Source organism: Pseudomonas sp. OF001, from assembly GCF_904426495.1.
In the GTDB taxonomy this organism is placed as follows: domain Bacteria; phylum Pseudomonadota; class Gammaproteobacteria; order Pseudomonadales; family Pseudomonadaceae; genus Geopseudomonas.
In genome coordinates this window covers 18,860-31,724 of the sequence record NZ_CAJGBM010000014.1, presented here as the reverse complement: position 1 = coordinate 31,724, position 12,865 = coordinate 18,860, and the positions used below count along the sequence as shown (strand labels likewise).

The following is a 12,865-nucleotide window of genomic DNA, read 5'->3' as shown; positions in this document are numbered from 1 at the left end:
AGGCGCCGGCATCCGTTCACTATACTCCCGCTGGAAACGCTGGCATCTGCGGCCAGCCACCAGCCGATGACCGGCCGAAGCGGCAGCGCGATTGCACTGGCCGCCGCGACGCAGGATCATTGGCCACCTGTTGTCAGCGCACCTGGATCCCCCCGGACATGCATCCCGACTGCCAATACCTGCAAGACCTCCTCCACCGCGACATCCCGCTGACCCGCGCCATGCAGCTGCGCGTGGCCGGCTGGGAGAACCATGAGCTGCGCCTGGCCATGCCGCTGGCGCCCAACAGCAACCACACCGGCAGCATGTTCGGCGGCAGCCTGTACAGCATCAGCGTGCTGGCCGGCTGGGGCTGGCTGACCCTGCGCCTGCGCGAGGCCGGCATCGACGACGGCCACATCGTGATCAAGGGCGGGCAGATCGACTACCCGCTGCCGGTGGTCGAGGAGGCCGTGGCGATCTGCGCAGCGCCTGCCGAGGAAGACTGGAAGAAGTTCGAGACCCTGTACCGCCGCCGCGGCCGCGCGCGCCTGTACCTGGACATCCGCATCCCCGCGCCGAGCGGCGAGACGGCGGTGCATCTGCATGGGGAGTACGTGCTGCACAAGTAGGCAGCGCCCGAACCCAGGGCTCTGGGTGCGCATGGCGCACCCTACGGCTAAGCAGCGCGGCGGTACGACGCAGGGTGCGCCATGCGCACCGATGAGCTTAGATGCCCCGCACTCAATCCAGCGCCAGGGCCAGCTGCAGCAGTTCCTCGCGCCACTCCGCGGCCTGCGGCAGGGCGAGGAAGTGCGGGTTGAGGTAGTCCTCGCGCGCCGGGTAGGCCAGCGGCCGGCCATGCAGGTCGAGCACCTCGCCGCCGGCGCCTTCCAGCACGCCCTGCGCCGCCGCGGTGTCCCACTGCGAGGTGGGCGCCAGACGCGGATAGCAGTCGGCGCTGCCCTCGGCGAGCAGACAGAACTTCAGCGAGCTGCCGACGCTGGCCAGCGCCAGGTCGCCGAAGCGCGCGCTCAGGCCGGCGAGCAGACGCTCCTGGGCCGGGCTGGAATGGCGGCGGCTGGCGACCACGGTGAAGGCTTCGGGCGGGGCGATGCGCACGCCGATCGGCTGCTCGCCGGCATCGTCCCGGCGCCAGGCGCCGAGGCCGGCGCCGCCGTAGTAGCACAGCCCGCGCGCGGGTACGCCGACCACGCCGAACAGCACCCGGCCCTGCTCGACCAGCGCCACGTTGACGGTGAACTCCGGGCTGCCGGCGATGAACTCCTTGGTGCCGTCCAGCGGGTCGACCAGCCACCAGCGCGACCAGTGGCGACGCACCGCCAGGCCGATCTCGCAGTCTTCCTCGGACAGTACCGGGATATCGCTCGCCAGCCGCGCCAGACCGTCGGCCAGCAGGCGGTGGGCGGCCAGGTCGGCGGCGGTCACCGGCGAGGCGTCGGCCTTGATCTCGATGGCCACGTCGTCGCGCCAGAACAGCAGGGTCGCGGCGCCGGCCTGGCGCACCAGCTCGACCACGGCGGGCAGCAGCGGATGAGTCATGGCCGGGCTCACGGCTGGTAGTCGCCGCGCTGGGTCAGCAGGTCGCGCACCAGGTACAGTGCCGCCAGGGCGCGCCCCTCGCTGAAGTTGTCGGCCATCGCCAGGCGCGAGATGTCGCGCAGGCTGAAGCGCTCGACGCGGATCGCCTCCGGCTCGTCGCCGGGCAGGCGCTCGGGATAGAGGTCGCGGGCCAGCACCACCTGGATGCGCTGGCTCATGTAGCCCGGCGACAGCGACAGGCCGGTGATGTGCTCGAGCTGGCGGGCGCCGAAGCCGGCCTCCTCCTTCAGCTCGCGGTTGGCCGCCGCCAGCACGTCCTCGCCCGGCTCGATCAGCCCCTTGGGCAGCGACAGCTCGTAGCCATCGGTACCGGCGCAGTACTCCTCGATCAGCAGCACGGTCTCGGCGTCCTCCATGGCCACCACCATCACCGCCCCGTAGCCCAGCCCGCGACTGAGCAGCCGCTCGTAGGTGCGCTCGACGCCGTTGCTGAAGCGCAACTGCAGCTCCTCGACGGTGAACAGGCGGCTCTTGGCCACGATGGCGCGGGCGAGAACATCGGGTTTCTGGCGCATAAGCTGGACTCCTTGGCGTGGCCGACACGTTATCATAACGCGCCCTTTTTTCGACTCCCGGCAGAATGCCGCGCCGCCCGGCGGCTGCAGCGGCTGCCGCCCAGCCCGAGCCGCCCGCCCCCATGCCCCAGCTGCCCTGGAACCAGATCGACACCGTCCTGCTCGACATGGACGGCACCCTGCTCGACCTGCACTTCGACAACCATTTCTGGCTGCACCACCTGCCGCAGCGCTACGCCGACAAGCACGGCATCGCCCTCGAGGCCGCGCTGGCCGAGCTGCTGCCGCTGTTCCAGCAGCATGCCGGCCAGCTGAGCTGGTACTGCCTGGACTTCTGGAGCCGCGAGCTGGCGCTGCCGGTGCGCGCGCTGAAGGAGGAGATCGCCCACCTGATCGCCCTGCGCCCGGACGCCGACCGCTTCCTCGCCGCCCTGCGCGCCGCCGGCAAGCGCGTGGCGCTGATCACCAACGCCCACCGCGATTCGCTGTCGCTGAAGCTGGAGCGGGTCGAGCTGGCGCCGTTCTTCGACCGCCTGATCAGCTCCCACGACTATGGCTTCCCCAAGGAGGACCAGCAGTTCTGGTTCGCCCTGCAGCAGGACTTCGGCTTCGACCCGGCGCGCAGCCTGTTCATCGACGACAGCCTGCCGATCCTGCGCAGCGCCCGCCAGTACGGCATCGCCCACCTGCTCGGCGTGCGCCAGCCGGACAGCCGCGGCACGCCCAAGGACACCGAGGAGTTCGCCGCCGTCGACAGCTATCTGGCGCTCTGCGCAGGCCTGCCGACGGCCTGAGCAAGAACCCTCTGACCGAGGCATATCCGGCAAAGTTCCGGACAAAAGGCGGCAACGTGCAGAATTTTGCAAAACGCTGCCGATTGTCGGAACAGGCCTTGCCAAAGCCTTCGGGCCTAAGCAGGATCGGCCCCGTCATCCCCACTGAGTGATAACCGCAATGAAATACGCCCCCCTGTTCCTGTTGTCCCTGACCCTGGTCGGCAGCTCCGCCTGGGCGGCCGACGGCAATGGCACCGCAGCCGTCGGCGGCGCCCTCGGTGGGGTGCTGGGCTCGGTGGTCGGCCAGGCGGTCGGTGGCAGCACCGGCGCGGCCATCGGCGCCGGCGTCGGCGGCGCGGCCGGCGGCGCAGTCGGCGCCAAGCGCGGCAACAAGACCGAAGCGGCCATCGGCGGCGGTCTGGGCGCCGCCGGCGGCAACGTGATCGGCAAGACGGTCGGCGGCACCACCGGCGGCCTGATCGGCGCCGGCCTCGGCGGTGCGGCGGGCGGCGCGCTGGGCAACCACATGGGCGACGCCAGCCAGGCCGAACGGGAGCGCGACTACTACCGGGACGGTTACCGTGACGGCCGCCGCTATCGCGGCAAGCACTGGCATGACAACGGCCGCCATTACGGCCACCGCAAGCATCGCCATCGTCACGACGACTGACCCCCACGCAACGGGCGCCCCAGGGCGCCCGTTTGCATTGCTGCGCCCGCACCGCTGGAAATGCCGGCGCCGCTTGGGGACACTAGGGCCCTCTCTTCCCCGCTGAGCGCCCCAGTCCATGAGCGAATCCTCCCCCCTCCCCTCGCCGTTCGCCGACGCGCCGCTGTCCGCCGCCGAGGCCCGCGCCCTCGGCTGCCTGATCGAGAAGCAGGCCACCACGCCGGAAAGCTACCCGCTGACCCTCAACGCCCTGCAGCTGGCCTGCAACCAGAAGACCAGCCGCGAACCGCTGATGAACCTCACGCCCGGCGAGGCCGGCCAGGCCCTGCGCAGCCTGGAGCAGCGCGGCCTGGTCCGCCTGGTGATGGGCAGCCGCGCCGATCGCTGGGAACAGCGCGCCGACAAGTCGCTGGAGCTGGTGCAGCCCCAGCTGGCCCTGCTCGCCCTGCTGCTGCTGCGCGGCCCGCAGACCCTCGGCGAGCTGCTGGCGCGCAGCGGCCGCTTGCACGCCTTCGACGACACCGAGGAAGTGCGCCACCACCTCGAGCGCCTGGCCGGCCGCGGCCTGGTGCGCCAGCTGGCGCGGCAGAGCGGCCAGCGCGAGGAGCGCTACGCCCACCAGCTGGGCGATCCGGCCGAACAGGAGGCGCTGCTCGCCGCCCGCCCGCAGGAGAGCGCCACCCTGACCGGTGCCGCCGCCCAGGACGAGCGCTTCGCTGCCCTGGAGGCCCGCATCGCCGAGCTGGAGGCGCGCCTCGCCCGCCTGGAGGGCGCCGGCGAGTAGGCAGCACGGGCAGCGGGCAGCGGGCAGCGGCAGAAAATCGCTGCACGAGCTTTCGACGTGGCCATCCACCCTACCCGACCCATCCTCGCCAGAAACGAAAAAGCCGCCCGAAGGCGGCTTTTTCATGCACGGTCGCGGCTGATTACAGCTGCGGGCCGGCGGCGCGGATGGCGTCGGACACCTCGAACTTGGTGAAGTTCTCGATGAACAGCTTGGCCAGGCCGCGGGCGGCTTCGTCGTAGGCGGACTTGTCGGCCCAGGTGTTGCGCGGGTTGAGCAGCTCGGTCTCGACGCCCGGCACGGCCTTCGGCACGTCCAGGTTGATGATCGGCAGGTGCTCGGTCTCGGCACCGACCAGCGCGCCGCTCTGGATCGCCGCGATCACCGCACGGGTGGTCGGGATGTTGAAGCGCTTGCCGACGCCGTAGCCGCCGCCGGTCCAGCCGGTGTTGACCAGGTAGACCTTGGAGCCGAACGCCTTGATGCGCTTGATCAGCAGCTCGGCGTACTCGCCGGCCGGACGCGGGAAGAACGGCGCGCCGAAGCAGGTGGAGAAGGTCGACTTGATGCCGGTGCCGCTGCCCATCTCGGTGGAACCGACCAGCGCGGTGTAGCCGGACAGGAAGTGGTAGGCGGCCTGCTCGTTGTTGAGGATCGACACGGGCGGCAGCACGCCGGTCAGGTCGCAGGTCAGGAAGATCACCGCGTTCGGCTCGCCGCCGAGGTTCTTCTCGGAACGCTTCTCGACGTGCTCCAGCGGGTAGGCGGCGCGGCTGTTCTGGGTCAGGCTGGCGTCGGCGTAGTCCGGCTGGCGCGAACGCTCGTCGAGCACCACGTTCTCCAGCACGGCGCCGAACTGGATGGCCTTCCAGATCACCGGCTCGTTCTTCTCGGACAGGTCGATGCACTTGGCGTAGCAGCCGCCCTCGATGTTGAACACCACGCCCTCGCCCCAGCCGTGCTCGTCGTCGCCGATCAGGTAGCGGCTCGGGTCGGCGGACAGGGTAGTCTTGCCGGTGCCGGACAGACCGAAGAACAGGGTGACGTCGCCTTCTTCGCCGATGTTGGCGGCGCAGTGCATCGGCAGCACGTCGGCTTCCGGCAGCAGGAAGTTCTGCACCGAGAACATGGCCTTCTTCATCTCGCCGGCGTAGCGCATGCCGGCGATCAGCACCTTCTTCTGGGCGAAGTTGAGGATCACGCAGCCGTCGGAGTTGGTGCCGTCACGCTCCGGCTCGCAGACGAAGGACGGCACGTTGAGGATGCGCCACTCGCCCTTGCCGGCCGGATTGAAGGTTTCCGGGTTGATGAACAGGCAGCGGCCGAACAGGTTGTGCCAGGCGGTCTCGGTGGTCATCTTGACCGGCAGGTAGTGCTCGGCGGCGGAGCCGACATGCACGTGGGAGACGAAGTGGCTGCGCTCGGCCAGGTAGGCTTCGACGCGATCCCACAGGGCGTCGAACTTGTCTTCCGGGAACGGACGGTTGATCTTGCCCCAAGCGATCTTGGCCTCGGTGCTCTGCTCCTGGACGATGAAGCGGTCCATCGGCGAGCGGCCGGTACGGTGACCGGTACGCACGACCAGCGAGCCGTTGGCGGCGAGCTCGCCTTCGCCACGGCGGATGGCCTGCTCGATCAGTTCGGCGGTGCTGATGTCGGTGTACACGGCAGTGTTGGCTTGCGTCATGTGGTCCCCGTCGGCCTGTGGCCGAGTCCTCCAATCATTGTTGTAGCGGTTCTTGAAGCGCGCTACAGCGAAAAAATTGCGCGCGATTATGCCAGAGAAAACGGCCTCTGGGCAAAAAACACTCAGTCAGTGCCGGGTCGGCGACGGCTCGGCACTGCCGCCGCCGGCGAACAGCTGGGCGATGTCGGCGGCGTCGAAACGGTAGCTGTGGTTGCAGAACTGGCAGTCGATCTGCACGGATCCACCCTGCTCCTGGACCAGTTGCACGGCATCGGCCTCGCCCAGGCTGGCCAGGGCATTGGCCGAGCGCTCGCGCGAGCAGCTGCAGCCGAAGCGCAGCGGCTCGGCGTCGAACACGCGCACCGTTTCCTGATGGTACAGGCGGCGCAGCAGGGTCTCGTTGTCGAGGCCGAGCAGCTCCTCGGCGGTCAGGGTATCGGCCAGGGTCAGCAGGTGCTCCCAGTTGGCCGCACGCTCGTCGGGGTCGGTCTGGCGGTCGGCCGGCAGTTGCTGCAGCAGCAGGCCGCGGGCACGACGGCCGTCGGCATTCAGCCAGAAGCGGCTGGGCAGCTGCTGGGACATCTCGAAGTAGCCGGACAGGCAGTCGGCCAGGGTCTCGCCATCGAGGCTGACGATGCCCTGGTAGCGCTTGCCGACCTTCGGATCGACGGTCATCGCCAGCACACCCTCGGGCATCAGCTCGCGCAGCGTGTGCGCCTCGCCCAGGGCCTCGGCGTCGTAGCGGGCAATGCCGCGGATCTCGCGGTCGCTGGAGCACTCGACCATCAGCAGCGGCACCGGGCCGCTGGAGCGCGCCTGCAGCACCAGCAGGCCGTCGTACTTGAGGATGTCGCTGAGCAGGGTCACCGCGGCGAGCATCTCGCCGAGCAGCTCGGCGACCGGCTCGGGGTAGGCGTGCTTGGCCAGCACCTCGGCGAAGCTCTGGTCGAGCTCGACCAGTTCGCCGCGCACATCGGTGTCTTCGAACAGGAAACGTTGGGAAAAATCGGACATGCCAGACCCGCTGGGTTCGCTCGTGAGGGCCAATTTTAGGCGCAAACGGCAGGCATCACCAAGGGGCGCCCGTCTATCGCCGCTGCGGGTGGAATCTATCGATGCTCAGTGGCCGTCGCGGAACTGGTGGATCTGCCGACGCTGCTTCTTGGTCGGCCGCCCGTCGCTCTGCACGCCCAGCGCGCCAGCCTGGCGCAGCGCCGCGGCCTGCTCGCGGCGGGCGATGCTGTCGGCGGTCTCCGCGTAGAGCGACTGCGCCTCGGGCGCGCCGCGGCGCACGCTGGACAGCGCGCGGACGATCACCGTGCGTTCGTCGAAGCCGGCGCGGATGGTCAGCTCGTCGCCGACCTTCGGCTCCCGGGCCGGCTTGCAGCGCTCGCCGCGGCAATGCACCTTGCCGCCCTCGATGGCCGCCTTGGCCAGCGCGCGGGTCCTGAAGAAGCGCGCCGCCCACAGCCACTTGTCCAGGCGCGCCCTGTCGTCGTCTTTGTCGCTCATGCCCTGCTCTCCTCGCTCCGCACTTGCCCGGCGGCGCTGTCGACCGCGTCACGGCAGATGGCGGGCCCGCCGAGGCTTGATCATAATGGTTCGATGCCCACCCGGGCGATCCGGCCGCCGCCGAACAATGAGGAAGTTCATCATGCCCGAGGCCCACGCCCCTTCGCCGCGCCACGCCACATCGGGGCTGGGGCGCCGGCTGGCAGCGCTGCTGCTCGCCGGGCTGCTCGCCTGCCTGCCGCTGGCGGCGGTCGCGGCGAGCGTCGAGCTGAGCGAGTCGGAGCGCGCCTACCTGCAGGCGCGATCGTCGATCCCGCTGTGCGTGGATCCCGACTGGTGGCCGTTCGAGCAGATCGACCCGAGCGGCCAGCATGTCGGCATGGCCGCCGACCTCATCGCCCTGGTGATCCAGCGCAGCGGCGCATCGCTCAGGCTGCACGCCACCCGCACCTGGGAAGAAAGCCTGGCCGCCGCCCAACGCGGCGAGTGTCTGGCGCTGAGCTTCCTCAACAGCACCCCCGACCGCGACCAGTGGCTGATCTTCACCGAGCCGCTGCTGGTCGACCCCAACGTGATCATCACCCGCGAGGAGCATCCGTTCGTCTCCGACATCGGCGCCCTGAAGGGCAAGAGCATCGCCCTGCCGCGCGGCACCGCCATGGCCGAGCGCATCGCCCGCGACTTCCCCGAGCTGCGCATCGTGCCGACCGAGTCGGAACGCGAGGCGCTCAGCCTGGTGTCGGAGCGCAAGGCCGACATGACCCTGCGCTCGCTGATCGTCGCCGCCGCCACCATCAAGCACGAGGGCTGGTTCAACCTGAAGATCTCCGGGCAGATCCCCGGCTACGACAACCAGTTGCGCATGGGCGTGCTCAAGTCGGAAACCACCCTGCGCGACATCCTCGACAAGGGCATCGCCACCCTCACGCCGGGCGAACGCCACCAGATCGTCGACCGCCACGTGCGCCTGGACGTGGTGACCGGCGTGGTCACCGACTACAGCCTGGCCCTGTGGGTCGGCCTGGTGCTGACCGCCATCGCCGGCACCAGCCTGCTGTGGATGACCCGCCTGCGCAAGCTCAACCGCCAGCTCAAGGCGCTGGCCGAGACCGACGCGCTGACCGGGCTGCCCAACCGCAACGCCCTCAATCCGTCATTTTCCCTGGATATCCTGCGTGCCCAGCGCTACGACCGGCCGCTGTCGGTGATCCTGCTGGACATCGACCACTTCAAGCTGGTCAACGACGACTTCGGCCATCTCACCGGCGACAAGGTGCTCGAGGCGTTCGCCCGCCTGCTCGGCGACGGCCTGCGCGAGGTCGACACCGTATGCCGCTGGGGCGGCGAGGAGTTCCTGATCATCTGCCACGAGACCGATCTCGAGCAGGCCGCCCTGCTGGCCGGGCGTCTTCTGCAACGGGTGCGCTCGCACGTCTTCCCCTGTCCGCGGCGGCTCACCGCCAGCGCCGGGGTGGCCACGGTGCTGCGCGGCGACACGGTGGCCCGCCTGATGCAGCGCGCCGACGAGTCGCTGTACGATGCCAAGCACCACGGCCGCGACCGCGTGGGAATCAAGCCGCTCGAGTGCACCTGCGCCGACTGAGCGCCCACGCAGCGGCCTCCACCAGGGGAAGTCGAGCCGACGTGAAGACCTTCGACCATCTGGCCGTGATCGGCCTGCGCGAGTGGATCGCCCTGCCCGAGCTGGGCCTGGCCGGCCTGCGCGCCAAGATCGACACCGGCGCCGCCACCTCCACCCTGCATGCCAGCGACATCGAGCCCTTCGAGCGCGACGGCCAGCCCTGGGTGCGCTTCACCGCCCACCTCGGCAGCCTGGTGCAGCGCCGGCACCGCCAGCGCGAGGCGCCGCTGGTGGACATGAAGACCATCCGCAGCTCCACCGGCCATACCCAGACCCGTTACGTGATTCGCACCAACTTGGTGCTCGGCGACCGCCATTGGCCTGTAGAATTCACCCTGGCCTGCCGCAAGACCATGCGCTACCGCGTGCTGCTCGGCGCCAAGGCCCTGATCGCCGGCCAACTGGTGGTCAATCCCGCGCTCACTTATGTCCAGGGCAAGCCGCAACTGCCGCTGCCCGCCAGTCTCTCTCTTTCAGGTGTCCGATGAAGATCGCCGTGCTGTCGCGCAACCCGCGCCTGTATTCCACCCGCCGCCTGGTCGAGGCCGGCCAGCAGCGCGGACACGAGATGGTGGTGATCGACACCCTGCGCGCCTACATGAACATCGCCAGCCACAAGCCGCAGATCCACTACCGCGGCCAGGCGCTGGAGGGCTTCGACGCGGTGATCCCGCGCATCGGCGCCTCGGTGACCTTCTACGGCTGCGCGGTGCTGCGCCAGTTCGAGATGATGGGCGTGTTCCCGCTCAACGAGTCGGTGGCGATCAGCCGCTCGCGCGACAAGCTGCGCTCGCTGCAGCTGCTGTCGCGCAAGGGCATCGGCCTGCCGGTGACCGGCTTCGCCCACTCCCCCGACGACATCCCCGACCTGATCCAGATGGTCAACGGCGCACCGCTGGTGATCAAGGTGCTGGAAGGCACCCAGGGTATCGGCGTGGTGCTGTGCGAGACCGAAAAGGCCGCCGAGTCAGTGATCGAGGCGTTCATGGGCCTCAAGCAGAACATCATGGTCCAGGAGTACATCAAGGAAGCCGGCGGCGCCGACATCCGCTGCTTCGTGGTCGGCAACAAGGTGATCGCGGCGATGAAGCGCCAGGCCAAGCCCGGCGAGTTCCGCTCCAACCTGCACCGCGGCGGCACCGCCAGCCTGATCAAGATCACCCCCGAGGAGCGCATGACCGCGATCCGCGCCGCCAAGGTCATGGGTCTGGGCGTGGCCGGGGTCGACATCCTGCGCTCCAACCACGGCCCGCTGGTGATGGAGGTCAACTCCTCGCCAGGCCTGGAGGGCATCGAGACCACCACCGGCCAGGACGTGGCGGCGATGATCATCCAGCACATCGAGGAGCACGCCCGGCCGAACCAGACGCGCACCAAGGGGCGCGGCTGAGCCGGGCCGCGCCGCCCGGGCATGGGTAGGGTGGGTCAGGCCGCACCGACCGGCCGCCAGGCCGGCCATGGCGATGCCTGACGGCATCCCTGGCGGGTTACGCCGCTGCGCGGCCAACCCGCCCTACGCCGCATCCCGCGGCAACAGCAACCCGATCGGCAGGCACACCCGCGCCTCCACCCCGCCGCCGGCGCGGTTGCGCAGCTCGACGCTGCCGCCGTGCTGGGCGGCGATGCGCTTGACGATGGCCAGGCCCAGGCCGGTGCCCTTGCTGCTGCGCGCGCGGTCGCCGCGGATGAACGGGTTGAAGATGCTGTCCAGTTCGGCCGGATCGATGCCCGGACCGCGGTCCAGCACGCTGAGCACCACGTAGGGCGCCGCCGCGCTGCCGGACAGGCTGGAGGACACCTCGACGCCGCTGCCGCCGTGGCGCAGGGCGTTCTCCATCAGATTGGCCAGCAGACGCTTGACCGACACCCGGCGCAGCGGCATGGCCGGCAGCGGCTCCAGGCACAGGCGCACCTGCTCCTGGTTCTGGTTGAGCGGCGCGGCCACCTCGCGGACCAGCTCGTTGAGATCGAGCTCCTCCAGCGGCTCGTCGCGGCCGTCGCGGATGAAGGCGAGGAACTGGTCGAGGATGGCGTCCATGTCCTCGATGTCGCGGACCATGTCCTCGGTCAGCTCGTTGTCGGCCGGCAGCAGTTCCAGCGACAGGCGCAGGCGGGTCAGCGGCGTGCGCAGGTCGTGCGACACCCCGGCGAGCATCAGCTCGCGCTCGCGGGCGGCCTGCTCGACGTCCTCGGACATCTGATTGAAGGCGCGGTACAGCTCGGTCATCTCGCTCGGCGTGTCCCCCACCGGCAGGCGCACGCTGCGCCCACGGCCGATCTGGCGGGCGGCGAACACCAGGCGCTTGAGCGGCAGGCTGAGCTGGCGCACCAGCAGCCAGGCCGCCGCGGTGGACAGCAGGCCGATGGCGAGGAACCAGCCGAGCACGCTCCAGATGCGCTGGATCTTCAGCGGATAGGGATACAGCGGCACCTCGACCCAGTCCGGGCCGAGCCTGGGCGCCAGCACCCACAGGCGCGGCGAACGGGCCGCGCGCATGCGCAGCTCGGCGTCGGCGCCGAGCTCCTGGCGCATCTGCTCCTGCAGCACCTCGGTGTACGGCCAGTGGTACTCGCCGGCCGGCACCTCGTCGGCCCCGAGCTGGCGCAGCCCGGCGGCGGCGGCGATCGCCTCGCGCGAGGCAGGATCGGCCGCCCAGTAGGCGCGAATGGTCAACGCCGTGCCGTGGCTGTACTGGCGGTCGACCAGCATGTCCTCGTTCATCAGCAGGTAGACCAGCGTCAGCGCCTTGGAGAACAGCACGACGATCAGCACCAGCCAGAGGATGCGGGCGAACACGCTCTGCGGGAACCAGACCGGGGTTCTCACTTGCGCGCGCTGCCGTCCGGCACGAACACGTAGCCGACGCCCCACACCGTCTGGATGTAGCGCGGCTTGGAGGGATCGGGCTCGATCAGCCGGCGCAGGCGCGAGATCTGCACGTCGATGGAGCGCTCCAGGGCATCCCACTCGCGGCCGCGCGCCAGGCTCATCAGCTTGTCGCGGGTCAGCGGCTCGCGGGCGTGCTGGACCAGCGCCTTGAGCACGGCGAACTCGCCGGTGGTCAGCATGTGCACCTCGCCGCCGCGCTTGAGCTCGCGGGTGCCGAGGTTCAGCTCGTAGTCGCCGAAGCTCACCGTCTCCTCCTCGACGCCCGGCGCACCGGGCACCAGCGGTGCCTGGCGGCGCAGCACGGCGCGGATGCGCGCCAGCAGCTCGCGGGGATTGAACGGCTTGGCCAGGTAGTCGTCGGCGCCCTGCTCCAGGCCCTGGATGCGGCTGGCCTCGTCGCCCCTGGCGGTGAGCATGATGATCGGGATGCGGTTGTCCTGCGCGCGCAGGCGGTGGCAGGCGGACAGGCCGTCCTCGCCCGGCAGCATCAGGTCGAGCACCACCAGGTTGAACAGCTCGCGCGCCAGCAGGCGGTCCATCTGCTCGACGTTCTCCACCGTCTTGACCCGGTAGCCCTGCTCGTCGAGGAAGCGCTCGAGCAGGCGGCGCAGGCGCACGTCGTCGTCGACGATGAGGATCTTTTCGCCTTCCGGCTGGCTGCTGGCGGTGCTGTTCATCGGGGGTCCTCGCAAATGTCCGGGGATTATGACGCAGCGGCCGCCCCCGGCCGGACGGCCTTTGTTAGCAGATTTTACGCGAACGGGCGCCCGGCCATCCGCCCTCTCGG

At 69.8% G+C, this 12,865-nt stretch carries 14 protein-coding genes; 7 read left to right on the top strand and 7 right to left on the bottom strand.

Annotated elements, in window-relative coordinates; translation table 11 throughout:
* Positions 1-158 precede the first annotated feature (158 nt).
* Positions 159-611 carry a thioesterase domain-containing protein gene (locus RA210_RS10660; RefSeq protein WP_201486419.1) on the top strand — a complete coding sequence of 151 codons (453 nt, stop codon included), beginning with the start codon at positions 159-161 and terminating at the stop codon, positions 609-611.
* A 112-nt stretch (positions 612-723) separates the two neighbouring features.
* Here RA210_RS10660 and cysQ read toward each other — a convergent pair whose 3' ends face one another.
* Entirely contained in the window at positions 724-1,542 is an 819-nt protein-coding gene (gene cysQ / locus RA210_RS10655) for a 3'(2'),5'-bisphosphate nucleotidase CysQ (protein WP_201486418.1), read from the bottom strand.
* An 8-nt stretch (positions 1,543-1,550) separates the two neighbouring features.
* Positions 1,551-2,117 carry an ADP compounds hydrolase NudE gene (nudE, locus tag RA210_RS10650; RefSeq protein WP_136489403.1) on the bottom strand — a complete coding sequence of 189 codons (567 nt, stop codon included), beginning with the start codon at positions 2,115-2,117 and terminating at the stop codon, positions 1,551-1,553.
* Positions 2,118-2,239: 122 nt separating this feature from the next.
* Between nudE and yrfG the strand changes: the two genes are divergently transcribed.
* The 3 genes from yrfG (at position 2,240) to RA210_RS10635 (ending at position 4,347) form a co-directional block, all read left to right on the top strand.
* Entirely contained in the window at positions 2,240-2,911 is a 672-nt protein-coding gene (gene yrfG / locus RA210_RS10645; RefSeq protein ID WP_201486417.1) for a GMP/IMP nucleotidase, read from the top strand.
* A 160-nt stretch (positions 2,912-3,071) separates the two neighbouring features.
* Positions 3,072-3,563: a glycine zipper domain-containing protein gene (locus RA210_RS10640; protein WP_201486416.1), complete on the top strand. Its 492-nt coding sequence runs from the start codon at positions 3,072-3,074 to the stop codon at positions 3,561-3,563.
* A 118-nt stretch (positions 3,564-3,681) separates the two neighbouring features.
* Positions 3,682-4,347, top strand: coding sequence for a YceH family protein (locus tag RA210_RS10635; protein WP_201486415.1), 666 nt, complete (start codon positions 3,682-3,684; stop codon positions 4,345-4,347).
* Between the two features lie 142 nt (positions 4,348-4,489).
* Here RA210_RS10635 and RA210_RS10630 read toward each other — a convergent pair whose 3' ends face one another.
* From RA210_RS10630 to RA210_RS10620, 3 genes are all read right to left on the bottom strand, one after another.
* Positions 4,490-6,034, bottom strand: a complete 1,545-nt coding sequence (locus tag RA210_RS10630) for a phosphoenolpyruvate carboxykinase (protein ID WP_136491359.1) — start codon at positions 6,032-6,034, stop codon at positions 4,490-4,492.
* A 126-nt stretch (positions 6,035-6,160) separates the two neighbouring features.
* Positions 6,161-7,048 carry an Hsp33 family molecular chaperone HslO gene (gene hslO, locus RA210_RS10625; protein WP_201486414.1) on the bottom strand — a complete coding sequence of 296 codons (888 nt, stop codon included), beginning with the start codon at positions 7,046-7,048 and terminating at the stop codon, positions 6,161-6,163.
* Between the two features lie 105 nt (positions 7,049-7,153).
* Complete coding sequence (locus tag RA210_RS10620) at positions 7,154-7,546, bottom strand: RNA-binding S4 domain-containing protein (RefSeq protein WP_136491361.1); 393 nt, start codon at positions 7,544-7,546, stop codon at positions 7,154-7,156.
* A gap of 142 nt (positions 7,547-7,688) precedes the next feature.
* Between RA210_RS10620 and RA210_RS10615 the strand changes: the two genes are divergently transcribed.
* The 3 genes from RA210_RS10615 to rimK are packed head-to-tail and all read left to right on the top strand — an operon-like array spanning position 7,689 to position 10,578.
* Positions 7,689-9,149: a diguanylate cyclase gene (locus tag RA210_RS10615; protein WP_201486413.1), complete on the top strand. Its 1,461-nt coding sequence runs from the start codon at positions 7,689-7,691 to the stop codon at positions 9,147-9,149.
* Positions 9,150-9,190: 41 nt separating this feature from the next.
* Complete coding sequence (rimB, locus tag RA210_RS10610) at positions 9,191-9,676, top strand: retropepsin-like aspartic endopeptidase RimB (protein ID WP_136491363.1); 486 nt, start codon at positions 9,191-9,193, stop codon at positions 9,674-9,676.
* Positions 9,673-10,578: a 30S ribosomal protein S6--L-glutamate ligase gene (rimK, locus tag RA210_RS10605; RefSeq protein WP_201486412.1), complete on the top strand. Its 906-nt coding sequence runs from the start codon at positions 9,673-9,675 to the stop codon at positions 10,576-10,578. Before rimB ends, rimK begins: the two co-directional genes overlap by 4 nt.
* A gap of 123 nt (positions 10,579-10,701) precedes the next feature.
* On the opposite strand, the gene RA210_RS10600 is transcribed toward rimK, so the two are convergent.
* Both RA210_RS10600 and ompR read right to left on the bottom strand, forming a co-directional pair.
* Positions 10,702-12,015, bottom strand: coding sequence for an ATP-binding protein (locus RA210_RS10600; protein ID WP_201486411.1), 1,314 nt, complete (start codon positions 12,013-12,015; stop codon positions 10,702-10,704).
* Entirely contained in the window at positions 12,012-12,755 is a 744-nt protein-coding gene (gene ompR / locus RA210_RS10595) for an osmolarity response regulator transcription factor OmpR (RefSeq protein WP_136491367.1), read from the bottom strand. Before ompR ends, RA210_RS10600 begins: the two co-directional genes overlap by 4 nt.
* Positions 12,756-12,865 lie beyond the last annotated feature (110 nt).